General features: G+C 73.8%; 21 protein-coding genes and 1 riboswitch. Of the genes, 14 read left to right on the top strand and 7 right to left on the bottom strand.

Annotated elements, in window-relative coordinates:
• Nucleotides 1–5 precede the first annotated feature (5 nt).
• The 4 genes from ACIBQ6_RS28305 to ACIBQ6_RS28290 are packed head-to-tail and all read left to right on the top strand — an operon-like array spanning nucleotide 6 to nucleotide 4,685.
• Nucleotides 6–557: a histidine phosphatase family protein gene (locus ACIBQ6_RS28305; RefSeq protein ID WP_397215562.1), complete on the top strand. Its 552-nt coding sequence runs from the start codon at nucleotides 6–8 to the stop codon at nucleotides 555–557.
• Nucleotides 554–2,683 carry a VWA domain-containing protein gene (locus ACIBQ6_RS28300; RefSeq protein ID WP_397215560.1) on the top strand — a complete coding sequence of 710 codons (2,130 nt, stop codon included), beginning with the start codon at nucleotides 554–556 and terminating at the stop codon, nucleotides 2,681–2,683. Before ACIBQ6_RS28305 ends, ACIBQ6_RS28300 begins: the two co-directional genes overlap by 4 nt.
• Before the next feature lie 2 nt (nucleotides 2,684–2,685).
• Nucleotides 2,686–3,288 carry a cob(I)yrinic acid a,c-diamide adenosyltransferase gene (cobO, locus tag ACIBQ6_RS28295; RefSeq protein ID WP_358295410.1) on the top strand — a complete coding sequence of 201 codons (603 nt, stop codon included), beginning with the start codon at nucleotides 2,686–2,688 and terminating at the stop codon, nucleotides 3,286–3,288.
• A gap of 8 nt (nucleotides 3,289–3,296) precedes the next feature.
• A complete protein-coding gene (locus ACIBQ6_RS28290) occupies nucleotides 3,297–4,685 on the top strand; it encodes a cobyrinate a,c-diamide synthase (RefSeq protein WP_397215899.1) in 1,389 nt (462 codons plus the stop codon).
• Here the strand turns inward: ACIBQ6_RS28290 and cobN are convergent.
• On the bottom strand, nucleotides 4,640–8,251 hold the full coding sequence (cobN, locus tag ACIBQ6_RS28285; RefSeq protein ID WP_397215558.1) for a cobaltochelatase subunit CobN: 3,612 nt from the start codon (nucleotides 8,249–8,251) through the stop codon (nucleotides 4,640–4,642). The two genes, ACIBQ6_RS28290 and cobN, sit on opposite strands and share 46 nt — an antisense overlap.
• A gap of 30 nt (nucleotides 8,252–8,281) precedes the next feature.
• Nucleotides 8,282–8,492, bottom strand: a riboswitch (cobalamin riboswitch).
• A gap of 10 nt (nucleotides 8,493–8,502) precedes the next feature.
• On the opposite strand from cobN, the gene cobG reads away from it, so the two are divergent.
• Genes cobG through ACIBQ6_RS28270 form a run of 3 tightly spaced genes read left to right on the top strand, consistent with a single transcriptional unit; the run spans nucleotide 8,503 to nucleotide 11,806 of the window.
• The gene (gene cobG, locus ACIBQ6_RS28280) at nucleotides 8,503–9,705 is read left to right on the top strand and encodes a precorrin-3B synthase (RefSeq protein WP_397215556.1); all 1,203 of its coding nucleotides are present in this window, start codon (nucleotides 8,503–8,505) and stop codon (nucleotides 9,703–9,705) included.
• Nucleotides 9,702–10,322 (top strand): precorrin-8X methylmutase, encoded by a 621-nt coding sequence (locus ACIBQ6_RS28275; protein ID WP_358295401.1) that lies wholly within the window; start codon nucleotides 9,702–9,704, stop codon nucleotides 10,320–10,322. The genes cobG and ACIBQ6_RS28275 overlap by 4 nt, the downstream gene beginning before the upstream one ends.
• A 5-nt stretch (nucleotides 10,323–10,327) precedes the next feature.
• Nucleotides 10,328–11,806 (top strand): precorrin-2 C(20)-methyltransferase, encoded by a 1,479-nt coding sequence (locus ACIBQ6_RS28270; protein ID WP_397215553.1) that lies wholly within the window; start codon nucleotides 10,328–10,330, stop codon nucleotides 11,804–11,806.
• Here ACIBQ6_RS28270 and ACIBQ6_RS28265 read toward each other — a convergent pair.
• Genes ACIBQ6_RS28265 through cbiE form a run of 3 tightly spaced genes read right to left on the bottom strand, consistent with a single transcriptional unit; the run spans nucleotide 11,797 to nucleotide 14,532 of the window.
• Nucleotides 11,797–12,552, bottom strand: coding sequence for a cobalt-precorrin-6A reductase (locus ACIBQ6_RS28265; protein ID WP_397215551.1), 756 nt, complete (start codon nucleotides 12,550–12,552; stop codon nucleotides 11,797–11,799). The two genes, ACIBQ6_RS28270 and ACIBQ6_RS28265, sit on opposite strands and share 10 nt — an antisense overlap.
• Nucleotides 12,537–13,292, bottom strand: coding sequence for a precorrin-4 C(11)-methyltransferase (cobM, locus tag ACIBQ6_RS28260; RefSeq protein WP_352359788.1), 756 nt, complete (start codon nucleotides 13,290–13,292; stop codon nucleotides 12,537–12,539). The genes ACIBQ6_RS28265 and cobM overlap by 16 nt, the downstream gene beginning before the upstream one ends.
• 31 nt (nucleotides 13,293–13,323) lie before the next feature.
• The gene (cbiE, locus tag ACIBQ6_RS28255; RefSeq protein WP_397215549.1) at nucleotides 13,324–14,532 is read right to left on the bottom strand and encodes a precorrin-6y C5,15-methyltransferase (decarboxylating) subunit CbiE; all 1,209 of its coding nucleotides are present in this window, start codon (nucleotides 14,530–14,532) and stop codon (nucleotides 13,324–13,326) included.
• Between the two features lie 150 nt (nucleotides 14,533–14,682).
• Between cbiE and cobF the strand changes: the two genes are divergently transcribed.
• Nucleotides 14,683–15,441, top strand: a complete 759-nt coding sequence (cobF, locus tag ACIBQ6_RS28250) for a precorrin-6A synthase (deacetylating) (RefSeq protein WP_397215547.1) — start codon at nucleotides 14,683–14,685, stop codon at nucleotides 15,439–15,441.
• 43 nt (nucleotides 15,442–15,484) lie between these two features.
• Here cobF and ACIBQ6_RS28245 read toward each other — a convergent pair whose 3' ends face one another.
• The 3 genes from ACIBQ6_RS28245 to ACIBQ6_RS28235 all read right to left on the bottom strand — a co-directional run bounded on the left by ACIBQ6_RS28245 (nucleotide 15,485) and on the right by ACIBQ6_RS28235 (nucleotide 17,946).
• Nucleotides 15,485–16,690, bottom strand: coding sequence for a Dyp-type peroxidase (locus ACIBQ6_RS28245; RefSeq protein WP_397215545.1), 1,206 nt, complete (start codon nucleotides 16,688–16,690; stop codon nucleotides 15,485–15,487).
• The gene (locus tag ACIBQ6_RS28240; protein WP_397215544.1) at nucleotides 16,690–17,238 is read right to left on the bottom strand and encodes a copper chaperone PCu(A)C; all 549 of its coding nucleotides are present in this window, start codon (nucleotides 17,236–17,238) and stop codon (nucleotides 16,690–16,692) included. Before ACIBQ6_RS28240 ends, ACIBQ6_RS28245 begins: the two co-directional genes overlap by 1 nt.
• Nucleotides 17,239–17,394: 156 nt before the next feature.
• On the bottom strand, nucleotides 17,395–17,946 hold the full coding sequence (locus ACIBQ6_RS28235) for an MFS transporter (RefSeq protein WP_397215542.1): 552 nt from the start codon (nucleotides 17,944–17,946) through the stop codon (nucleotides 17,395–17,397).
• A 174-nt stretch (nucleotides 17,947–18,120) separates the two neighbouring features.
• Here ACIBQ6_RS28235 and ACIBQ6_RS28230 point away from each other — a divergent pair, with 174 nt between their 5' ends.
• The 6 genes from ACIBQ6_RS28230 to ACIBQ6_RS28205 all read left to right on the top strand — a co-directional run bounded on the left by ACIBQ6_RS28230 (nucleotide 18,121) and on the right by ACIBQ6_RS28205 (nucleotide 24,084).
• The gene (locus tag ACIBQ6_RS28230; RefSeq protein WP_397215540.1) at nucleotides 18,121–18,546 is read left to right on the top strand and encodes a sensor histidine kinase; all 426 of its coding nucleotides are present in this window, start codon (nucleotides 18,121–18,123) and stop codon (nucleotides 18,544–18,546) included.
• Between the two features lie 278 nt (nucleotides 18,547–18,824).
• Nucleotides 18,825–21,137 carry a molybdopterin-dependent oxidoreductase gene (locus ACIBQ6_RS28225; protein ID WP_397215538.1) on the top strand — a complete coding sequence of 771 codons (2,313 nt, stop codon included), beginning with the start codon at nucleotides 18,825–18,827 and terminating at the stop codon, nucleotides 21,135–21,137.
• 57 nt (nucleotides 21,138–21,194) lie between these two features.
• Nucleotides 21,195–21,746 carry an EF-hand domain-containing protein gene (locus tag ACIBQ6_RS28220; protein ID WP_397215536.1) on the top strand — a complete coding sequence of 184 codons (552 nt, stop codon included), beginning with the start codon at nucleotides 21,195–21,197 and terminating at the stop codon, nucleotides 21,744–21,746.
• Between the two features lie 97 nt (nucleotides 21,747–21,843).
• A complete protein-coding gene (locus ACIBQ6_RS28215) occupies nucleotides 21,844–22,773 on the top strand; it encodes an alpha/beta hydrolase (RefSeq protein ID WP_397215534.1) in 930 nt (309 codons plus the stop codon).
• Between the two features lie 33 nt (nucleotides 22,774–22,806).
• On the top strand, nucleotides 22,807–23,262 hold the full coding sequence (locus ACIBQ6_RS28210; RefSeq protein WP_358295366.1) for a transcriptional regulator: 456 nt from the start codon (nucleotides 22,807–22,809) through the stop codon (nucleotides 23,260–23,262).
• A gap of 9 nt (nucleotides 23,263–23,271) precedes the next feature.
• Nucleotides 23,272–24,084 carry a class I SAM-dependent methyltransferase gene (locus ACIBQ6_RS28205; RefSeq protein ID WP_358295645.1) on the top strand — a complete coding sequence of 271 codons (813 nt, stop codon included), beginning with the start codon at nucleotides 23,272–23,274 and terminating at the stop codon, nucleotides 24,082–24,084.
• The last annotated feature ends 53 nt before the right edge of the window (nucleotides 24,085–24,137 follow it).

Raw genomic sequence — 24,137 nt, 5'->3', positions numbered from 1 at the left:
GCAAGGTGCTGTTCGTCCGGCATGCCACGACACCGGGGATGCGGGCCGGGTGCTTTCCCGCCGACGAGGACGCCGACGCGGCGAGCCTGACCAGGGCCGCCGCTCCGGGGCCCGTCGAGGCGGCGGCGGCATGGGCCGCTCCCTGCAGGGCCGCGCGGCAGACGGCCGCCGCCATGGGGCTGGCGGCCCGCGAGGTTCCCGCCCTGGCGGAGGCGGACTGCGGCCGGTGGCGGGGCCTGCCGTACGGACGGGTCGCGCTGGCGGAGCCGGACGCGCTGGCGAGCTGGCTGGCCGACCCCCACGCCGCCCCGCACGGCGGTGAGTCACTGAGCGCGCTCGCCGCCAGGGTGGCGGGCTGGCTCGACTCGGTACGGGACGTGCCGCGGGCCGTCGTGGTCTGCGACGCGGGCGTCATCAGAGCGGCGCTCGGCCATGCCCTGGGGCTGGATCCGCTGCGCGCGGCCCGTTTCGACCTGGCTCCTCTGTCCACCACCGAGCTGACCGTCGCGCGGGACGGCTGGCGGGTGGTCCACGTCAACCGGAAGGCTGAGTCTTGATCGTCACCTATCCGTTCAGCGCCGTCGTCGGGCTCGGCGACCTGAAGCTGGCGCTGGTGCTGAACGCGGTGTCGCCCCGGGTGGGCGGGGTGCTCGTCCGCGGGGAGAAGGGAACGGCGAAGTCCACGATCGTGCGGGCACTGGCGGCCCAGTTGCCCACGGTGTGCGTGGTGCCCGGCTGCCGGTTCGCCTGCGACCCCGTCGTACCCGACCCTGAGTGCCCGGACGGGCCGCACGAGCCCGGCGCCGGGCGGGTGGAACGGCCGGCCGCCCTGGTGGAGCTGCCGGTCGGCGCGTCGGAGGACCGGCTTGCCGGCTCGCTCGACGTCGAGCGGGCGCTGACGGAGGGGGTGAAGGCGTTCGAGCCGGGGCTGCTGGCGGCCGCCCACCGCGGCGTCCTGTACGTGGACGAGGTGAACCTCCTGCACGACCACCTCGTGGACCTGCTGCTCGACGCGGCCGCGCTGGGCACGTGCTACGTCGAGCGGGAGTCGGTGTCGGTCCGCCATGCCGCCCGCTTCCTGCTGGTGGGCACCATGAACCCGGAGGAGGGCGAGCTGCGTCCGCAGCTTCTGGACCGGTTCGGGCTGACGGTCGAGGTCAGGGCGTCCCGCGACCCGGAGGAGCGCGCCGAGGTGGTGCGGCGGCGGCTGGCCTTCGAGGCGGACGCGGCGGCGTTCGCGCGTCGATGGACGGCGGAGGAATCGGCGTTGTCGGCCCGCATCGCCGCCGCGCGCTCCCGGGTTCCCGGCGTGCGGTTGCCGGACGCCCGGCTGCGGCAGATCGCGACGGTGTGCGCCGCCTTCGAGGTGGACGGCCTGCGTGCCGACCTGGTGACGGCGAACGCGGCCATCGCCCACGCCGCCTGGCAGGGCCGCGACACGGTGACGACCGAGGACGTGCGGGCCGCGGCCCGGCTGTCGCTGCCGCATCGCCGGCGGCGCGATCCGTTCGACGCTCCGGGCCTGGACGAGGCGCTGCTCGACGAGCTGCTGGAACGCACCTCAGGCGACGACGCCCCGGACGGCGGCCCCGACGGCTCCGGGCCCGGCGGCGGCCCCGACGGCTCTGGCCACGGCGGACCTGGCGGGACGCCGCCACCGGGCGACGGCACCGGACCCGAAACGCGGAACCACCCGACCGGCGCCGAGCCCTCGGCGGACGGCCGGACGGCCGCCGCTGGCCCACCGGCGTCCACGGCCGCCGGTGCGGACGCGCCGCCGATGGCCGGAGACCCCGCTCCGGACGCGGCGACCGCCACGGGGGCCGCGACCTTCCGAGCGTCGGCGCCTCAGGCGGCCTCCCAGACGGCCTCGCAGGCGGCCGCGCAGGTGGCGGGCGTGGCCGCGCCGTACCGGGTGCCGCTGCTGGAGGTGCCGGGGGTCGGCGAGGGGGCGGTGGGCCGGCGGTCGCGGTCCCGGACCCGGCGCGGCCGGAGCGCCGGCGCGCGCCGCCCGCCCGGCCCCGTACGCGATCTCCATGTGCCGGCGACGCTGCTGGCAGCGGCGCCCCACCAGCGGGAACGCGGCCACCACGGCCCCGGGCTGGCGCTGCGCGGCGACGACCTGCGCGAGGTGGTGCGCGAGGGCAGGGAGGGCAACCTCGTGCTCTTCGTGGTGGACGCGAGCGGCTCGATGGCGGCGCGCAAGCGGATGACCGCGGTCAAGACGGCCGTGCTCAGCCTGCTCCTCGACGCCTACCAGCGGCGGGACAAGATAGGACTGATCACCTTCCGGGGCGCCGTCGCGGAGGTGGCGCTGCCGCCCACCTCGTCGGTGGAGGCGGGCGCGGCCCGGCTGCGCTCCCTGCCCACCGGAGGGCGCACGCCGCTGGCGGCGGGGCTGGTGCGCGCGGCGGAGGTGCTGCGCGTGGAACGGCTGCGCGACCCCGCCAGGCGTCCGCTGCTGGTGCTGGTCACCGACGGACGGGCCACGGCCGGCGGCGACGTGGACCGGGCCGCCGCGCTGCTGGCCGGCACCGCGTCGGTGGTCGTGGACTGCGAGAGCGGGCCGGTCAGGCTCGGCCTGGCCGTCCGGCTGGCCTCACGGCTGCGCGCGCGGCTCGTGCCTCTCGACTCTCTGGCCGATCTCGGTTCGGTCGTCCGTGACCACAGGAAGGCGGTCTGAACATGCCTCAGGGAAAACCGGCTGTCGTGCCCGACGACGGCCTGACCACGCGCCAGCGGCGGACCCGTCCGCTGCTGATGGTGCACACCGGACCGGGCAAGGGCAAGTCCACGGCCGCCTTCGGGATGGCGTTGCGGGCCTGGAACCAGGGCTGGCCGGTCGGGGTGTTCCAGTTCGTGAAGTCGGCCAAGTGGCGCATCGGCGAGGAACGGGCGCTCAAGGTGCTCGGCGAGACGGGCGAGGGCGGCCCGGTGACCTGGCACAAGATGGGCGAGGGCTGGTCGTGGATCCAGCGGCCCGGCAGCGAGGAGGACCACGCGGCCGACGCCCGTGAGGGCTGGGAGCAGATCAAGCGCGACCTGGCGGCGCAGACGTACCGGTTCTACGTGCTGGACGAGTTCACCTACCCGCTGAAGTGGGGGTGGCTGGACCTGGACGACGTGCTGAAGACGCTGACGGACCGGCCGGGCAGCCAGCACGTCGTGATCACCGGCAGGGACGCGCCCGGACGGCTGATCGAGGTCGCCGACCTGGTGACGGAGATGGGCAAGGTACGCCACCCCATGGACGCCGGGCAGAAGGGGCAGAAGGGCATCGAGTGGTAGTTCCCCGCCTGGTGATCGCCGCGCCGTCGTCGGGCAGCGGCAAGACGACGGTGGCCACCGGGCTCATGGCGGCGTTGCGGGCGCGCGGGCTGCGGGTCTCGCCGCACAAGGTGGGGCCCGACTACATCGACCCGGGCTATCACGCGCTGGCCGCCGGCCGTCCCGGCCGCAATCTGGATCCGTGGCTCGTCGGGGAGGAGCTCGTCGCCCCGCTGTTCCTGCACGGCGCCGCCGGGTGCGACGTGGCGGTGGTCGAGGGCGTGATGGGCCTGTTCGACGGCAGGGGGGACACCGGCTTCGCCTCGACCGCGCACGTCGCGACGCTGCTGGACGCGCCGGTGGTGCTGGTCGTGGACGCGGCCCGGCAGAGCAGGTCGGTGGCGGCGGTGGTGCACGGGTTCGCCACCTTCGACCCGGACGTGCGGGTGGGCGGGGTGGTGCTCAACCGGGTGGGCTCCGACCGGCACGAGGAGCTGTGCCGGTCGGCGCTGGCGGCGGCGGGCGTGCCGGTGCTGGGGGCGATCCGCCGCGACGACGCCGTGGCCACGCCCTCCCGGCACCTGGGGCTGGTGCCGGCCGCCGAGCGCCGGACCGAGGCGGTCGCCGCCGTGGACCGGCTGGCCGCCCTGGTGGCGCGTTCGTGCGACCTGGACGCGTTGCTGCGGCTGGCGCGCTCCGCTCCCCCGCTGGGCGGCCCCACCTGGACGCCGCCGTTTCCCGCCGCGACGCCCACCCCGACGCCCACCCCGACGCCCACCCCGACGCCCACTGCGACGCCCACCGCGACGCCCACCGCGACGGGCGGCCGGCCGGTGGTGGCCGTGGCCGGTGGGGCGGCGTTCACGTTCGGCTACGCCGAGCAGGTCGAGCTGCTGCGGGCGGCGGGGGCGGAGGTGGCCGTCTTCGACCCGCTGCGCGACACGCGGCTGCCGGACGGGACCGGCGCGATCGTGATCGGCGGCGGCTTCCCGGAGGTGTACGCCGCCGAGCTGGCCGCCAACGAGCCCCTGCGGCAGCAGGTGGCCGCCTTCCCCGGCCCGATCGCCGCCGAGTGCGCGGGCCTGCTGTACCTGTGCGACGAGCTGGACGGTCAGCGCATGTGCGGGCGCGTCCCGGGGCAGGCGCGGATGACGTCCCGGCTGACGCTCGGCTACCGGGACGCCGTCGCGCTGCGCCGCTCGCCGCTCACCAGGACGGGCGAGCGGCTGCGCGGGCACGAGTTCCACCGGACGGCCGTCACGTACGCGGGCGAGCCGCTGTTCCGCTGGGACGGCGGCCACGACGGGTACGGCGACCCCGGCGTGACCGCGTCCTACCTGCATCTGCACTGGGCGGGCGCGCCGCGCCTGGCTCAGCGTCTGGTGTCGTCCTCCAGGTCGCCCTCGGTCTTGAGGTAGACCTCCTGCAGGCCGCGCAGGACCTCCGGGTCCGGGTGCTGCCACATGCCGCGCTCGGCGGCCTCCAGGAGGCGTTCGGCGATGCCGTGCAGCGCCCAGGGGTTCGAGCGGGCCATGAACGCCTGGTTCTCGGGGTCGAGCACGTACGTCTCCGTGAGCTTGTCGTACATCCAGTCGGCCATCACGCCGGTGGTGGCGTCGTAGCCGAACAGGTAGTCGACGGTGGCGGCCAGCTCGAAGGCGCCCTTGTAGCCGTGGCGGCGCATGGCGGCCAGCCAGCGCGGGTTGACCACCCTGGCGCGGAAGATCCGTGAGGTCTCCTCCGACAGGGTGCGGGTGCGCACGGCGTCGGGGCGGGTGCTGTCGCCGACGTAGGCGGCCGGGGCCTTGCCGGTGAGCGCGCGCACGGTGGCGATCATGCCGCCGTGGTACTGGAAGTAGTCGTCGGAGTCGGCGATGTCGTGCTCGCGGGTGTCGACGTTCTTGGCGGCGACGGCGATACGGCGGTAGGCGTCCTCCATCTGGGGGCGGGCGGCGACCCCGTCGAGGTCGCGGCCGTAGGCGTAGCCGCCCCACACGGCGTACACCTCGGCCAGGTCGGCGTCGTCGCGCCAGTTGCGGCTGTCGATGAGCGGCAGCAGCCCGGCCCCGTACGCGCCGGGCGCGGAGCCGAAGACGCGCATCGTGGCCAGCCGCTCGTCGCCGCCCGTCGCGGCCACGTGGGCGCGGACGTAGTTGTCCGCGGCCGGCTCCGCCAGCGACGCGACCAGCCGTACGGCGTCGTCGAGCATGCCGACCACGTGCGGGAAGGCGTCGCGGAAGAAGCCGCTGATGCGGACCGTCACGTCGATGCGCGGGCGGCCCAGCTCGGCGAGCGGGATCGGCTCCAGGCGGATGACGCGACGCGACGCCTCGTCCCATTCGGGGCGGACGCCGAGCAGGGCCAGCACCTCGGCGACGTCGTCGCCCGCCGTGCGCATGGCGCTGGTCCCCCACACCGACAGCCCGACCGAGCGCGGCCATTCGCCGGTGTCGGCGCGGTAGCGCTCCAGCAGCGACTCCGCCATCGCCTGGCCGGTCTCCCAGGCCAGGCGGCTGGGCACCGCCCGTGGGTCCACGGAGTAGAAGTTGCGGCCGGTCGGCAGCACGTTGACCAGGCCGCGCAGGGGGGAGCCGCTGGGGCCGGCGGGCACGTAGCCGCCGTCCAGGGCGTGCAGGACGTGGTCGAGCTCGTCGGTGGTGCGGGCCAGGCGCGGCACCATCTCGGTGGCGGCGAACGCCAGCACCCGCGCCACCAGCTCCACCCGCCCCTCGGCCACGCCACCCAATACCGCGCGGGCGACGGCGGGGGCGGCGTCCGGGGCCCAGGCGTGCTGCTCCATGGCCTCGACCAGGGCGCGGGCGGTCGCCTCGGCGCGGTCCACGTCGCCCAGCGCCGCCGTGCCGTCCTCGGCCAGGCCGAGCGCCTCGCGCAGGCCGGGCAGCGTCTCCCTGCCGGCCCACATCTGCCGGGCGCGCAACATGGCCAGCACCAGGTCCACCCGCACCTGGCCGGTGGGCGCCTGTCCGAGGACGTGCAGCCCGTCGCGGATCTGGGCGTCCTTCACCTCGCACAGCCAGCCGTCCACGTGCAGGATGAGGTCGTCGAACTCGCTGTCGTGCGGCCGGTCGGCCAGCCCGAGGTCGTGGTCGAGCCGGGCGGCCTGGATCAGCGTCCAGATCTGCGCCCGGATCGCGGGCAGCTTGGCGGGGTCCATGGCGGCGATCGTGGCGTGCTCGTCCAGGAGCTGCTCCAGCCGGGCGATGTCGCCGTAGGTGTCGGCGCGCGCCATCGGCGGCACCAGGTGGTCCACCAGCACGGCGTGCGCGCGCCGCTTGGCCTGCGTGCCCTCCCCCGGGTCGTTGACGAGGAAGGGGTAGACCAGCGGCAGGTCGCCGATGGCGGCGTCGGTGCCGCACGCGGCCGACATCCCCGCCGACTTGCCGGGCAGCCACTCCAGGTTGCCGTGCTTGCCGACGTGCACCATCGCGTGCGCGCCGAACTCGGCCGACAGCCAGCGGTAGGCGGCCAGGTAGTGGTGGCTGGGCGGCAGGTCGGGGTCATGGTAGATGGCGATCGGGTTCTCCCCGAAGCCGCGCGGCGGCTGCACCATCACCACCAGGTTCCCGGCCCGCAGCGCGGCCAGCACGATGTCGGTCCCGCTGTCGCCCTCGTGCACGAACAGCTCTCCGGGCGGCGGCCCCCAGTGGCGTTCCATCTCCTCGCGCAGGGCCGCGGGCAGCGTCCGGTACCACTGCTCGTAGGAGGCGGCGGAGATGCGCACCGGGTTGCCCGCCAGGTGCTCCTCGGTCAGCCAGTCCTGGTCCTGGCCGCCGGCGGCGATCAGCGCGTGCACGAGCGCGTCGCCGTCCTGGTCGGCCACGCCGGGGAAGCCGTCGCCCAGGTCGTAACCCGCCTCGGCGAGACGGGCCAGCAGCCGGACGGTGCTCGCGGGGGTGTCCAGCCCGACCGCGTTGCCGACGCGGGAGTGCTTGGTCGGGTACGCCGACAACATCACCACCAGCCGCCGCTCTGCGGGAGGGGTGTGCCGCAGCAGGCCGTGGCGCACCGCGATGCCCGCCACCCGGGCGGCCCGCTCGGGGTCGGCGGCGTAGACGGTCAGCCCGTCGGGGTCGATTTCCTTGAACGAGAACGGCACCGTGATGATCCGCCCGTCGAACTCCGGGATCGCGACCTGGGAGGCGGCGTCCAGCGGCGACAGCCCGTCGTCGTTCTCCTCCCATGCCTGCCGGGTGGTGGTCAGGCAGAGTCCTTGCAGGATCGGCACGTCCAGCTCCGCCAGCGCGCCGACGTCCCAGGCCTCGTCGTCGCCGCCCGCCCCCGCGGTGGCCGGACGGGAGCCGCCCGCCGCCAGCACCGTGACGACCAGGGCGTCCGCCGCGCGCAGCGTGTCCAGCAGCTCCGGCTCGGCCGCGCGCAGGGACGAGCAGAAGACCGGCAGCGCCTGCCCGCCCGCGTCCTCGACGGCGTCGCACAACGCCTCGACGAACGCGGTGTTGCCGGCCATGTGGTGGGCCCGGTAGTAGAGCACCCCCACCACGGGACCGCCGGTGGTCCTGGCAGGGCGGTCCAGCCGTCCCCAGGTGGGAGCGGGGACGGGCGGCTCGAACCCGTGCCCGGTCAGCAGGACGGTGTCGGACAGGAACGCGTGCAGCTCGGCCAGGTTCGCCGGGCCGCCGTGGGCCAGGTAGGCGTGCGCCTCGGCGCACACCCCGCCGCTGACCGTGGACAGCTCCATCAGCTCGGCGTCGGGAGCCTGCTCCCCGCCCAGCACCACCACCGGGCGCGGCCCGGCCAGCAGCGCGTCGAGCCCTTCCGGCCAGGCCCGCCGCCCGCCCAGCAGGCGCACCACGACGAGGTCGGTCCCCTCCGTCAGGCCGGGGACGTCCTCGGCGGTCAGCCGGGCGGGATTGCCCAGGCGGTAGCCCGCCCCGCAGGCGCGAGCGCTCAGCAGGTCGGTGTCGGAGGTGGAGAGCAGCAGAACGGTACGGCTGTCGCCAGGCACGGCGCATTCCTCCCTCGGGGTCCTCGCCCCGGTCGCGGGTGACACGACGGCAGGAGTCTCCTGGCTCCCGGATCGACGCTCACCCCGGCCTTCCCGCCCGTCGCCGGACAGTGGCCTCGTGGTGGGGTTCGCTCCCCGGTCACAGTGGCGGGACCGCGCCGGATTCACACCGGCTTCCTCCCATTGCCATCGTCTACGCCGAAGCTTACGACAGGAGCGACCCGTCCCAGAAGTGGCGTTACGATCCCTTCGTGCCCGTAGGTGAATCTTCCGGACGTACGCGTCCCGATGCCTGTCCGGGGGCGCTCCAGGTGCACGAGGCCGCCGACGGCCCGCTCGCCCGCGTGCGCCTGCCCGGCGGCGCGGTGTCGGCCGCGCAGCTCCGCGTGCTCGCCGGGTGCGCGGCCGAGCTGGGATCGGGCGTGATCGAGCTGACGTCGCGGGCGAACGTCCAGGTGCGGGGGCTGCGCGCGCCGGAGGTCTTCGCCGGGCGGATCGCGGCGGCCGGGCTGCTGCCGTCGCCCGCGCACGAGCGGGTGCGCAACATCCTGGCCTCGCCGCTGGGCGGGCGCGGTCCCGACGGGCTGCTGGACGTGCCGGCGATGGCGGACGCCCTGGACCGGGCGCTGTGCGCGCGGCCCCGGCTGGCCGCGCTGCCGGGACGGTTCCTGTTCGCCCTGGACGACGGCACGCGGGACGTCGCCGGGCTCGGCGCGGACGTCACCTACGTGGCGACCGGACGGCTGCTGCTCGCCGGCGCCGACACGGGGCTGACCGTCGCCCCGGACGCGGCCGTCCCGCTCATGATCGACGCCGCCGAGGCGTTCCTGGACGAGCTGTCCCCCGACGGCCCGCGCGCCTGGCGCATCCGCGACCTCCCGGACGGCCCCGCCAGAATCGCCACCCGCCTGCGCGCCGGCGAACCAAGCCTGATCGACGCCCCTGACGCCGCGAACGCCGCGAACGCCTCGGATGCCGCGGATGCCGCGGATGCCGCGAACGCCGCACGCCGCCCGTCCGCGGGCAGGATCGCCCAGCGGGACGGCCGGGTGGCGATCGAGGCGCTCGTGCCGCTCGGCCGCCTGACGTCCGACCAGGCCGCAGCCCTCGCGGACCTCGGACGGCCGGTGCGCCTGACACCCTGGCGGACCGTCGTCCTGCCGGACCTCTCCCCCGGCGAGGCGGACCGGACCGAGCGGGCGCTCGCCGCCGCCGGGCTCGCCACCGACCCGGACTCTCCCTGGGCCGGGGTGACCGCCTGCACCGGCCGTCCCGGCTGCGCGAAGGCGCTCGCCGACGTGCGGGCCGATGCCCGGCAATGGGTGCGGGGCCTCGGCCGCGCACCCGCCACGCCCGTCCACTGGGCCGGTTGCGAGCGGCGCTGCGGCCTGCCACGCGGCCCGGTCCGCCAGCTGATCGCAACCATCAACGGATACGAGGAACGCCAGGAGTGAGCGACTACATCCGCGACGGAGCCGAGATCTACCGGCGCTCGTTCGCGACCATCCGCGCCGAGACCGACCTCACGGGCCTGCCGCCCGAGGTCGCCCAGGTGGCGGTGCGCATGATCCACGCGTGCGGCATGACCGACCTCGTCACCGACCTGGCCTGGTCGCCGCAGGTGGTCGCGCGGGCCAGGGAGGCGCTGCGCGGCGGCGCGCCGGTGTTGTGCGACGCCATGATGGTCGCCTCCGGCGTGACGCGGCGCAGGCTGCCCGCGGGCAACGAGGTGCTGTGCACGCTGGGCGATCCGCGCGTGCCCGAGCTGGCCGAACGCCTCGGCACCACCCGCAGCGCCGCGGCCCTGGAGCTGTGGCGCGACCGCCTGGAGGGCGCGGTGGTGGCGATCGGGAACGCGCCGACCGCCCTGTTCCGGCTGCTGGAGCTGGTGGCCGAGGGCGCCGGACGCCCCGCGGCCGTGCTCGGCATCCCGGTCGGCTTCATCGGCGCGGCCGAGTCCAAGCAGGCGCTGGCCGGCGGCGACCTGGAGTACCTGGTGGTGCACGGCCGTCGCGGCGGCAGTGCGATGACGGCCGCCGCGATCAACGCCATCGCGAACGAGACGGAGTGACGACCATGTCAGGACGCCTGTACGGAGTCGGCCTGGGCCCCGGCGACCCCGAGCTGGTCACGGTCAGGACGGCCCGGCTGATCGGCGAGGCCGACGTGATCGCCTACCACGCCGCCCGGCACGGCCGCAGCATCGCCCGTTCGATCGCGCTGCCGTACATGCGCGCAGGCCAGATCGAGGAGCTGCTGCTCTACCCGCTGACCACGGAGACCACCGACCACCCCGGCGGCTACCAGGGAGCGCTCGACGACTTCTACGCCGACTGCGCCGAACGCCTGGCCGCCCACCTGGACGCGGGCCGCACCGTGGTCGTGCTGGCCGAGGGCGACCCGCTGTTCTACGGCTCCTACATGCACATGCACAAGCGGCTCGCCCACCGCTACCCGACCGAGGTGGTGCCCGGCGTGACCTCGGTGAGCGCCGCCGCCGCCGTGCTGGGACGGCCGCTGGTCGAGCGGGACGAGGTGCTGACCGTGCTGCCCGGCACGCTGCCCGCGCAGGTGCTGGCCGAGCGGCTGCGCGACACCGACTCGGCCGCCGTGCTCAAGCTGGGCCGCACGTTCGGGAAGGTGCGCGACGCGCTGGCCGAGGCGGGCCGCCTCGACGACGCCTGGTACGTCGAGCGCGCCACCATGGGCGCCGAACGGGTCGCCCCGCTCAAGGACGTGGACCCGGACGGCGTCCCGTACTTCTCGCTGGCCCTGCTCGCCAGCCCGGCCGAGCGCACCTTCGTCCCCGAGCGCCCGGCGGACGAGGGGCGGGGCGAGGTGGCCGTGGTCGGCCTGGGCCCGGCCGGGCGGCCGTGGCTGACGCCGGAGGCGCAGGAGGCGCTGGCCGCGGCCACCGACCTCGTCGGCTACGGCCCGTACGTGGACCGGGTGGCTCCGAACCCGCGCCAGCGCCGCCACCGCACCGACAACCGGGTGGAGGCCGAACGCGCCAGGCACGCCCTTGAGCTGGCCCGGGACGGGGCCCGCGTGGCGGTCGTGTCGTCCGGCGACCCGGGCGTGTTCGCCATGGCCAGCGCCGTGCTCGAAGCCGCCGCCGACTTCCCGGACGTGCCGGTGCGGGTCGTGCCGGGACTGACCGCCGCCCAGGCGGTGGCGGCCAGGGCGGGCGCGCCGCTCGGGCACGACTACTGCGTGCTGTCGCTGTCCGACCTGCTCAAGCCGTGGGAGGTGGTGGCCGACCGGCTGTCCGCCGCCGCGCGGGCGGACCTGGTGCTGGCGATCTACAACCCGGCCTCGCGCAGCCGTACGTGGCAGGTCGCCGCCGCCCGGGACCTGCTGCTGGAGCACCGCGCGCCGGACACCCCCGTGGTGATCGGCCGCGACGTCGGCGGGCCGCAGGAGAGCGTCACGGTCACCACGCTCGGCGAGCTGGACCCCGGCCAGGTGGACATGCGCTGCCTGCTGATCATCGGCTCGTCCACGACCCGGGCCACCGAAGGCGGCGTCGTCTACACCCCCCGCCGCTACCCCTGAACCCAGGCTGCCGCCGCCGCCACGCTGTCCGTGGCCCGGACGCCCGCGGGCAGCGGCGGCCGGTCCACCATGATCACCGGCAGGCCGAGCTCACGCGCCGCGCCGAGCTTGGCCGTGGTCATGCCGCCGCCGCTGTCCTTGGTCACCAGCACGTCCAGGCGGTGCTCCCGGATCAGGGCGCGCTCGCCCTCGACGGTGTACGGCCCGCGGTCCAGCAGGACGTGCACGTTCGCCGGCACCGGCCCCTCCGGCGGGTCCACCGACCTGGCCAGCAGCCACACGCCGGGCAGCGGCGCGAACACCGGCAGGCTCCGGCGTCCGGTCGTGAGGAAGACCCGGGTGTCACGGCCTGTCGCGCCCCACCGGGCCGTGGTCAGCAGCCCGGCGGCCTCCTGGAGGGAGCCGACCCGCAGCCACGCGTCGCCCGGCCCCTCCCGCCATCCCGGACGCCGCAGCACCAGCAGCGGCACCCCGGTCGCCGACGAGGCCGCGACCCCCGAGGCGGTCATCCGCTCCGCGAACGGATGCGTGGCGTCGACCAGCACGTCGATGCGCTCCTCCAGCAGCCACGCGGCCAGGCCCGACGGCCCGCCGAACCCGCCTTCCCGCACCTCGCCCACGGGGAGCCGCGGGTTGTTCACCCGCCCCGCCAGCGAGGACACCACGTGCAGCCCGGGATCGGCGGCCAGCTCGGCGGCCAGGGCCCGCGCCTCCGCGGTGCCGCCGAGGATCAGGACCCGTCGCACGCCCGCTCCCTGGCGTCGCTGTAGAGGTGGCTGTCGGGGAACTGCGTCGCCGACAACACCCGGCCCACGACGATCACGGCCGTCCGCCGGATCCCGGCGTCGTGGACCTGCCCGGCGATGTCGGCCAGCGTCCCGCGCAGGATCACCTCGTCGGCCCGGCTCGCCCGCGCGACCACGGCCACCGGGCAGTCCGGTCCGTAGGAGGGCAGCAGCTCGGCCACCACCGCGTCGATCCGCTGCACGGCCAGGTGCAGCACCATCGTGGCCCGGCTCGCGCCGAGCGTGCCGAGGTCCTCGCCGTCCGGCATGGGGGTGGCGCGGGCGGAGGTGCGCGTCAGGATGACCGTCTGGCCGACGCCGGGCACGGTCAGCTCCCGGCCCAGCGCGGCCGCGGCCGCCGCGAACGCCGGAACCCCGGGCACCACCTCGTACGGCACGCCGAGGGCGTCCAGCCTGCGCATCTGCTCGGCCACGGCGCTGAACACCGACGGGTCGCCCGAGTGCAGCCGCGTCACGTCGAGACCGTCGCGGTGCGCGGCGGCCAGCTCGGCGACGATCTCGTCGAGCGTCAGGTCCGCCGTGTTCACCAGCCTGGCCCCGGGCGGGCAGGCGTCGAGCAGTTCGCGCGGCACCAGCGACCCGGCGTACAGGCAGACCGGCGACGCCTCCAGCCGGCGCAGGCCGCGCAAGGTGATCAGGTCGGCGGCGCCGGGACCGGCTCCGACGAAGTACACGGTCACGGCCGGTCCTCCTCCGTCATCGACCACACGGTCACGGCTGTTCCTTCCTCGTGATCGACCAGACGGTCACCGGCATCGCCGCCCGCCAGCCGGTGAACCCGCCGACCGGCGAGGCCCGCTGGACGCTCAGGCGCACCAGGTCGCCCCCGAGCCTGCCGTACCAGTGGGCGAGGACGGCCTCGGACTCCAGGGTCACGGCGTTCACCACCAGCCGGCCGCCGGGGCGCAGCGCGGTCCAGCAGCGTTCCATCAGGCCGGGGGCGGTCGCGCCGCCGCCGACGAACACCGCGTCCGGCTCGGGCAGCCCGTCCAGCGCCCCGGGGGCCTTGCCCTCGACCACGCGCATCGACGGCACGCCGAGCCGCTCGGCGTTGCGCCGGACGGCGGCGGCCCGGTCGGCCCGGCTCTCGATCGCCACGGCGGCGCACGACGGGTGGCTGCGCATCCACTCGACGGCGATGCTGCCCGCCCCCGCGCCCACGTCCCACAGCAGCTCGCCGGGCCTCGGGGCCAGGCGGGACAGGCTGACGGCGCGGACCTCCCGCTTGGTGAGCTGCCCGTCGTGCTCGTACGCGCCGTCGGGCAGTCCCGGCACCCTGGCCAGGGGCTCGGCGTCCCGGGCGAGGACGCACTCGACGGCGATCACGTGCAGCGCGGACGCCTGGCCCTCCGCCCAGCTCTCGGCCGTGCCTCGCCGTTCGGACTCCCGCGGGCCGCCCAGCTCCGACAGCACCGTCATCGGGCTCGGTCCGTACCCGTGCCGGACGAGCAACCCGGCGACCACCGGCGGCGAGCCGGGCCCCGCGCCGAGCACGACGACCCGGCGGCCCGGCTGGAGCGCGGCGGCCAGCGCCGCGGGCGGACGGCCCACCAGGCTGACGACGTCCACCTGCTCGGCCGGCCAGCCCAGCCGGGCGCAGGCCAGCGTCAACGACGACACGTGCGGCAGCACCGTTACGCGCTCCGCGCCCAGCAGCCGGACCAGCGTCGAGCCGATGCCGTAGAACATCGGATCGCCGCTGGCCAGCACGCAGACCTCGCGGCCGGCGTACCGGTCCATGAGGGCGGGCAGGGCGGGCAGCAGCGGCGACGGCCACGCCACGCGTTCGGCGGCCGTCGCGGGCACGAGGTCGAGCTGCCGCACGCTGCCCATGAGCACGTCGGCGGCCTCCACCGCGCGGCGCGAGCCCGGGGTCAGCCCGTCCCAGCCGTCCGCGCCGATCCCGACGACCGTGATCACGCGTCGCGCCGTGTCAGCTGGATCTCCTCGGCAAGCCGCTCCTGACGGGAAGCGGCGAAGGCGTCGCCCTGCTCGGCCAGGTTCACGATCCTCCTCGATGGCAAAGTGCGAGGGATATCGTATATCTGCCTATCTGGCAGACTTTGGCGGGTGAAACGGCTTCTCGTCATCGGGATCGGCGCCGGCGATCCGGACCATCTCACCCTGCAGGCGGTCAAGGCCATCGCCGCCACGGACGTGTTCTTCATCGTCGACAAGGGCGAGATCAAGCACGAGTTGATCCAGCTCCGCCTCGACCTGATCGCCGAGCACGGTCGCAAGCCGTACCGGATCGCCGAGGCCCGCGACCCGGAACGGGACCGCACCGCCCCCGCCTACACCGCCGCCGTCGAGGACTGGCGCTCGCGCCGCTCGCTGGCCTGCGAGGCGCTCATCCACGACGAGCTGGGCGCCGGCGAGACCGGCGCGTTCCTGGTGTGGGGCGACCCGGCCGTCTACGACAGCACGCTCGCCATCCTCGACGAGATCCGGCGACGCGGGAACGTCACGTTCGACGTCGAGGTCGTCCCCGGCATCAGCAGCGTGGCCGCCCTCACCGCCCGTCACCGCATCGGCCTGACCCAGGTCGGCCGGCCCACGCACCTGACCACCGGCCGCCGCCTGGCCGAGCAGGGCCCCACCGCCGACGACGTGGTGGTCATGCTCGACGCCCACTGCTCCTTCACCGGTCTCGACGACTTCCACATCTACTGGGGCGCCTACCTCGGGACGCCGGACGAGATCCTGGTGTCGGGGCCGGTGCCGGAGGTCGGTGACCGCATCCGGCGGCTGCGTGCCGAGGCCCGCGACCGCAAGGGCTGGATCATGGACACGTACCTGCTGCGCCGCCCGTCACCGGGGGACCGCTGACCTGACGCCGAGGTCGCGCCGCCAGGTCGGCGGGCCCCTCGCGTCATGCCAGCAGCCCCTGCCCGATCCAGCCGCCGGGCGGGCAGCCCGGCGGGATGGCGAACACCGCCGATCCGATCGGCGTGGTCCACTCGTTGAGCAGGTCGGCCTCGGCCAGCCGGCGCTGCATCGGCAGGAACTGCGCGCCGACGTCGGCCTGGTAGGAGGCGAAGAGCAGGCCGCTGTCGGAGTGTCCGGCCGCGGTGAGCCCTTCGTCGTAGTTGTAGGGGCGACGGAAGATCCCCTTGGCCGGGTCGGCGCTGTGCGCGCGCCTGATGTGGGCGTACTCGGAGATGACCGGGAACCCCACGGGCGTGCGCTCGGCGAAGTCGGGCGGGTCGTGCTCGGCGGTCCCGGTCAGCGGGGCGCCGGTGTCCAGGCGGCGTCCGATCGTGAACTCCTTGGCGACCCGGTCGGCGGCGTCCCAGGTCTCCAGTTCGACCCGGATCCGCCGCAGCACCAGCGTGGTGCCGCCGCGCAGCCAGGCGGGCGCGTCCGCGCCGGCCCACACCACCCGGTCGAAGACAGGGCTCCCGGGGACGGCGTTGGCGGTCCCGTCGAGCTGCCCCATGATGTTGTGCTGGGTCAGCCCGGACGCCTGCACCCCGGCGGCCCGCCGGAACCCGCGCTGGACCCATCGGACGCGGGTGAACGCGCGGGCGTCCTTGATGATCATGCGGAGGGCGTGGGCGACGGTCAGCGGGTCGTCGGCGCAGATCTGCACCAGCACGTCGCCGCCGTTCCACTGGTTCCGCAGCTTGTCGATGGAGAAGCGGGGCAGTGCCTTCAGCGAGGACGGGCGCGCCTCCGCCAGGCCCACCGCGTCGAACAGACCGGGCCCGAACCCGAAGGTGACGGTCAGCCGGGCGGGCAGCACCGCCAGTTCCGGTTCGGTGTCGGCCAGGGCGGGACCGCCCGCGCTCAGGCGGCGGGCGTCGTCGGTCAGCAGCCGCATCATCCGGGCCACCGCCTCACGGCCGACGTCCTCGCGCAGGTCCAGGCCGACGAAGACGGCGTGGGCCTGCGGGACGGTGGCGATCCCCGCCTGGTGCGGGCCGTGGAAGGGCTCCACCGCCGAGCCCGGCGAAGCGGCCTGGGCCGGGCCCGCCGAAGCGGCCTGTGTCGCGAGCGCGCCGGCCGCGGCGGCCGCGGTCGAGGCCAGCAGGCCCCGCCGGGTCAGGCGGGACCTGCTGCCGGTGTGGGCGTCCATCAGTGCTTGCCCTCGCCCGGCTGGTAGTTCTCCTTGCCGCCGGCGAAGTCCTTGCCGATCGCGGTGAACTGGAGGGTGGAACCGTCGGCGAGAGTCAGGGTGAAGGGCACCTCGGCTCCGGGCTCCACCTTCCCGGTGACCCCCATCAGCATGATGTGATCGCCGCCGGGCGCCAGCTGGTGAGAACCGCGAGCAGGCACCACGAATCCGCCCTTCTTGGGGCGCATCACCATCTTGCCCCCGGAGTCCACCACTTCGTGCAGCTCGACCGTCGGAGACAGCGGCGAGGCGCCGGAGACGACCGTCAGCTCCGCGTCGGTGTTGTTGACCAGGGTGCCGAAGGCGGCGGTCATCCCCTTGCCGCCGGTCTTGATCCAGGGGTCGGTGATGGTCAGGGCGGGCGAAGGGGTGGCGGCGGCGGTGGCGGCCGCCGGTGACGCCGACGCGGTCGACGCGGTCGTGCTCTGGCCGCCGCAGCCGGACACGAGCACGGCCACGGCCAGCGCCGCGGCGGGAAGAAGCGGAGAACGCGAACGGAGAGAGTGCATGGTGGGCCTTTCCAGGCAGGCCTCGGCGCGCGGTGGCGTTTCCCACCGCGCCGGAGGCGGATCAGGCAGGGGCGCTTGACGCGGCCGCGACGTCGGCGGCCGCGCGAACCCGGCCGGAGCCGGGCATGACGACGTACTCCAGCCTCACCATGAGGGTCAGCCGGAGAAAGCGATCACCTGCGTGAACGGCGGACCGCGCGTGGGCGCGGCGTGTGCCAGCACCGCCGAGCGCAGCCGGCCCGGCTCGGGCGCCGTCACCACGACGACCGGCTCGTGCGGCGGACGCGGGAAGAGCGCCAGGAGGACCCGGCAGAGCCGCGCGGCCAGGCGGTGCAGCAGCCCCCACAGAGCGGCCTCGCCGCGGGCCAGCCACAGGGCGATCAGCCCGGTGGCGCCGGCGTGCGTGACGAGCATGCCGACGCCGGGCACCAGTCCCGAATGGCCGTGGACGAGCGCGGCGTAGGCGTCCGCGGCATGGCTGAGGGAGAACAGCACATGCAGCACCACCTGCATGCCGGCCAGCAACGGCAGGATCAGCGCCAGCGTGCGCTCACGCGCCGAGGCCACGACCCCGCCCCCGAACGCCAGCAGCAGCCCACCGGCCACCGCCGGCCCCGTGACCGATCCCCCGCCGAACAGGTGCGCCAGCACGCCCAGCGCCACGCAGACCACGGCGAACACCGCGGCACGGGCGAGACGGAACGGCAAGGAGGCGGTCATAACGGGCCCATCATCCCATCGCACCCCCTCGCCCTGGCATCCGCCATCGTGCCTCACCTCCGGCACGCCGCCTGCTCACGCACCCCGACACCGCCTTCGCCCGTCGGAGCGATCGCCGGTCGGCCGCCCAGGTGCCTCGACCTCGCCCACGTCGTCGGGACAGTGCTCGCCTCGCGCCGCCGACAGGCCGCGGAACGCGGCATCGGCCTCGCCGAACACCTGACGCCCGCGGTGACGGCCGGGGACCCGAGACTGATCGAGAGCCTCGTCGCCAACCTCGTCGACAACGCCATCCGCCACAACCACCCGGACGGGCACGTAGAGGTCACCACCCAGACGTCCGGCACGCAGGTGGCTCTCACGGTCACCAACAGCGGGCCGGTCGTCCCCGCCGACGATCTCCAGCGCCTGCGCCGGCCCTTCCAGAGACTGGCGCCCGACCGTCACGGCCGCGGCGACGGCCACGGCCTCGGCCTCGGCATCGTCGACGCCGTCACGCGAGCTCACCGCGCCACCCTCACCGCCGACGCCCGCCCTGAAGGCGGCTTGTCGGTCACCGTACGGTTCGCGCAGATATCGCAACCCTGACATCAGGCGCCGCCATGCACGGCCACGTCGCCCCCGGGGACACCAGCCCGATCTCGTAGGGCGCCGGGCACCGGGCGATGATCACCGAGCCGGTGCTGCCGGCCCGGGTGCTGGACGAGGCGTCCCGGTCATGAGGCAGCCGGCGCCCCCTGACGGGGTTGAGCAGCCGGGCATGGGGGAAAGTCTCCGTCCTGCGGGCCGTCGACTGGAGTGGAGGCCCCTGCCACGCCAGCAACCGCTGGTCGAAGCAGGGGGAACTTCAGGGATGGGGTGGATGCATGGTGGAACGACGCATGTCGGTCGCGACGCACTGGGGCAGTCTCATCGCAGTGGTCGATTCCGGGCGATTAGTACGAATTGAGCCGAGGGACGACGACCCCGTGCCGTCACCCATCGGCCCCGGCATGGTGACAGCCGCCGACGACGGCGCTCGCGTGCTGCGCCCCGCGGTGCGCAAGGGCTGGCTCAACGGCCGGCCGCGCGTCCACGACGCCGCCAGAGGCGCGGACACCTTCGTGGAAGTGAGCTGGGACGACGCGATCACGCTGGTGAGCGACGAACTCCGTCGAGTGCGTTCGCAGCACGGGGACAGCGCGGTGTTCGGCGGGTCGTACGGCTGGGCGAGCGCGGGCGTGTTCCACAACGCGCAGAGTCAACTCCACCGGTTCCTGGCGCTGGGCGGGGGCTTCACCGACTCGCGCAACACCTACAGCACGGCCGCGTTGGAGGTCATCCTTCCCCATGTGATCGGCGGGCATCCCTGGAGCTACCAGTCGCGGATGCCGATGTGGGACGAGATAGCCGGCAACTGTGAGCTCGTGGTGGCGTTCGGCGGGCTGGCACTCAAGAACAGCCAGATCAACCCCGGCGGGCTGGCCAGGCACCAGACGCAGGTCCTGCAGCGACAGTGCCGTGCGGCCGGGGTGCGGTTCGTGAACGTCAGCCCCATCCGCAGCGACGTCGCCGGCTTCCTCGACGCCGAGTGGCTGCCCGTCGTCCCCAACACCGACACCGCCGCGATGCTGGGCATCGCCCACACGATGCTGGTCAACGGGTGGCACGATGAGGACTTCCTGCGCCGGTGCTGCGTCGGGTTCGACCGCTTCGCCTCGTACGTGACCGGCGAGCTCGACGGCGTCCCCAAGGACGCCGCCTGGGCGGCGAGGATCACGGGCATCGGTCGCGAGGCGATCGTCGACCTCGCTCGCCGCCTGACCGAGCGGCGTTCTCTCATCATGGTCAACTACGCGGTGCAGCGGGCGGACCACGGCGAACAGCCGATCTGGATGTCCGTCGTGCTGGCCGCCATGGCGGGTTCGATGGGCCGGCCCGGCTGCGGCTGGGGAGCAGGTTACGCCACGATGGACGCGACAGGCGTGGCCAGAGGCCGCCCCTCCGTGGCGGCGGTGCCCGGGGTCGCCAACCCCGTCCCGGACTTCATCCCGGTCGCGAGGATCGCCGACGCCCTGCTGCATCCGGGCAGGTCCATCGGCTACGACGGGCGGCGCCTCACGTTGCCGGAGCTTCGCCTGATCTACTGGTGCGGCGGGAACCCGTTCCACCACCATCAGGATCTCCACCGGCTGGCCCGAGCCTGGCAGACCCCCGACACGGTGGTGGTGCACGAAGCCTGGTGGAACACCACGGCCAAGTTCGCGGACATCGTCCTGCCCGTCGCCACCAGCTTGGAGCGCGACGACTTCGCCGCCGGATTCTCCGATCCCCACCTCGTCGCGATGCCCAAGGTCCGCGAGCCGGCGGGAGAGTCACGCACCGACCATCACATCTTCGCCGCATTGGCCTCCCGGCTCGGATACGAGCAGGAGTTCACGCAGTCGCGCTCCGAGCTCGAATGGGTCCGGCACCTGTACGAGCAGACGCGGGCCGGACTCGGCGACGATGCCGCGTTGCCGGGCTTCGACGACTTCTGGCACAGCTCCACCGCCGAGCTGCCCGCGTTGACCGGACCGTTTCCCGGCAGCTTCGAGGCGCTCCGCGCAGATCCGCGGCGTTTCCCCCTGCCGACGCCGTCGGGCCGGATCGAGATCTTCTCCGAGGAGATCGACTCGTTCGGCTACGACGACTGTGCCGGGCATCCGATGTGGTTCGAACCAGCGGAGTGGCTCGGCGCCGACCTGTCGAGCCGGTTCCCGCTGCATCTGATCTCGAATCAGCCCGCCTCACGCCTGCACAGCCAGTACGACAACGGTGGCCACAGCCTCGATTCGAAGATCCGTGGCCGCGAGCCCGTGACGATGAATCCGTTGGATGCCACGTCGCGCGGCATCGAGAACGGCATGATCGTACGCATCCACAACGACCGGGGCAGCTGCCTGGCGGGCGCGGTCCTGTCGGACGACGTCATGCCAGGCGTCGTCCAGCTGTCCACCGGCGCGTGGTGGGATCCGGTCGAGCCAGGCGTGAGCGGAACACTGGACCGCCACGGCAATCCCAATGTCCTCACGGCGGATCGGCCGTGCTCGCAGCTGTCCCAAGGGCCGAGCGCTCTCAGTGCGCTGGTCGACGTCGAGCCCTACGACGGCCCTCATCCCGACGTGCTCGCCTTCACCCCGCCACGCCTCGAAGGTTGACGCCAAAGCACTCCGGCCGCTTGCCTTGTCGTAATCGATCGAATACTTTGCGTAATCATGACTCGACTGCAAGACCTCAAGTACGGCCAGTGGTTCCGGGGCGCCGATGTCGACGGCGACGGGTTCATCACCCAGCGGGACGTCCGGATGATGAGCGAGCGTTACATCGCCGTCCGCGGCGCCGCGCCTGACTCCGAGACCGCCCGCCTGCTCACCGAGAGGATGGACGCATTCTGGACGCACGTGATCGCCCCGATGGATCACGACGGTGACGGGAAGGTCGATCTGCGGGAGATGACCGAAGGGTTCAGGCAGGCCCTGACCGACCGCGCCCTGTACCCGGCACAGATCGAGCCGGTGACCAGCTGCTTCTTCGACCTCGCCGACCTCAACGGAGACGGCTGGATCGACCAGGCGGAGTTCCAGCAGATGTTCGACTCGGTCGGCGGCGTCCCCGGCGAGGACTGCGCCGCGGTCTTCGCCGCCCTGGACCGAGACGGCTCCGGCGTGCTGGACCGCGCCGAGTTCCACCAGGCGGTCACGGAATTCTTCTACGGCGACGACCCGGACGCTCCCGCCAACCACCTGTTCGGCAGGGTCGCCGGCTGACGCCCTTGCCCTGATGGCGCCAGGGCGTCGACTCTGTTGAAGTTGCTAGTCATTTCAGTCATGATTGAAATGACTAGCAACTACTAGGGAGCGCGCCATGGAACACGTGACCTTCAACAGCCTCGGCACCCGCTGCGCGGGCGATCTCTACCTTCCGGAGACGAGCGATCCGGTCCCCGGGCTGGTGCTCGGGCACAGCGGGGTGATGGTCAAGGAGGCGCTGGCGTTCTTCGCGCCGCACTTCGTCAAGGCCGGCTTCGCGGTGCTGGCCATCGACTACCGCACGGTCGGTTCCAGCGAGGGCGAGCCGCGCGGCCTGGACCACCCGGAGCGGCAGGTGGAGGACTTCCGCAGCGCCGTGTCCTACCTGCGGACCCGTCCCGAAGTGCAGCCGGAGCGGATCGGGGTGTGGGGGGTGAGCATCGGCGGCTCGGTGGCGGCCCAGGCCGCCGTGCTCGATCGGCGCATCAAGTGCGTAGTGGTGCAGAGCCCCAGCGTGTGGGACGGATGGCGGTACACCGAACGCCTCCTGGGCCGCGCCGGCGTTCACGCGCTGCGCGACCGGCTGGAGCAGGACTGGCAGCGGCGCTACGAAGGCGAGCCGAGCGCTCGCGTGCCGCACCTGACGCTGGAGGGCGACAATGTGAAGGACGCTCCGGACATCTCGACCCGCCTGTTTCCCGCCTACCGCAACGAGAAGACCCTCGACTCAGCCGAGCACCTGCTCACCTTCGCCCCGGAGAACCTCATCCACCGGCTCGCGCCGACGCCGCTGCTGATGATCGCCAACGGCGGCTGGGACCCCTACCACATGCTCGAAGAGGCGCAGAGCGCCTTCGCCAAGGCGGGCGAGCCCAAGCGGCTCGCGGTGCTGCCGTACGACGTGCTCGGTCTCTACACCGGGCCCGGCCTGCAGGAGGCGATGGCGCTCGCCATCGACTGGTTCGACCTCTACCTGCGCAGGACCGCGCTCGCCGGCCTCACCCCAGCACCCACCTACGAGTCGGTGGCCGCCATGACACAGTGAACCGGCACACGATCACCAAGGGAGGACGCGACGATGAGCGCTGAGGAACAGCAGGACCGGCTGCTTCGATGGGTGGAGCGGGTGGCCGCATTCTGCGTCGAGGAGTGGGGGCTGCCGCCCATCACCGGACGCATCCTCGGCTGGCTCATGATCTGTGACCCGGCCGAGCAGTCCGCCGGCCAGATCGCCGAGGCCATCCAGGCCAGCCGGGCCTCGCTCACCTCGAACATGCGCTTTCTCACGGCCATCGACCTGGTCGAGAAGGTGCGAAGGCCCGGGGATCGCACCTCCTACTACCGCATCGAGGACGACGCCTGGCAGAAGGTCATCCAGCGCAAGCTCGACAGCCTGAGCGCGTTCGGCGAGATCGCCGACGAAGGGCTCGACATCGCGGGCGGCGAGGGGCGGCGCACCGAGCGCATCAAGGCCGCCCACGACTCCCTGACATGGCTGCAGAACCTCGCGGCCCACCATCCGCTACGCCGTTAAGGAATCTCCATGCACCGCTGGAAACCCGAGCTCGGGCTGATCCAGGAAACGCTGCTGCTCACCCTCCAGGCAAGAGCCCTGGACGCCGGGCTCCCCCATCCGATCCTCGGCGACACGCTCTCCGCCGACCTGGCCGCCACCATCGACTACGACTTCGGCAGGCTGAAGGTCAAGCCCAGCCTCGTCCTCACCACGGCACTGCGCGCCAGGAAGCTCGACGACGTGGTCCGCGCCTACGTCGCCGCTCACCCCGGATGCGTGGTGCTCGACCTGGGCTGTGGCCTGGACACCAGGATGTCCCGTTGTGCTCCGCCGCCGGGCGTCGACTGGTACGACGTCGACTTCCCCGAAGTGGTGAACCTGCGAGCCGAACGCCTGCCCGGCCGTTCCCACCTGGTCGGAGCCGACCTCACCGGCTCCGGCTGGCTCTCGGCCGTCCCCGATGACCGGCCGGCGGTGATCGTCGCCGAAGGGCTGCTCCCCTTCATGCCCGGCGACTCCTTCCAGGCGATGACCCGCGCGCTGACCGGCCATTTCCCCGCGGGTGAGCTCGCACTCAACGGCTACACCCGCTTCGCCGCCTGGGCCATGAAGTACCACCCGACCATCAAGGCACTCGGCATCAAGGCCGCCCAGGGCTTCGACGACGCGCACGAACCCGAGTCCTGGGACGCCGGCCTGGAACTGATCGAGGAGCAGGTCCTCTCCCGCGCGCCGGAAGTGGCCCGGTTCCCGCAACCCCTGCGGGCGCTGACCCGTCTCACCGCCCGCAGCACGACCTTGTCCCGGCAAGGGGCACGCGTTCTCCGCTACCGGTTCTGAGCCCGGGCCGACGGCACGGGGAACGTGAACCTGGCCGCCGCCCCTCAGCCGTA

Origin of the sequence: Nonomuraea sp. NPDC049655 (genome assembly GCF_044465465.1) — a bacterium.
In the GTDB taxonomy this organism is placed as follows: Bacteria; Actinomycetota; Actinomycetes; order Streptosporangiales; family Streptosporangiaceae; genus Nonomuraea.
The sequence above is the reverse complement of the archived record's forward strand: the minus strand, read 5'-3'. Positions and strand labels throughout refer to the sequence as shown.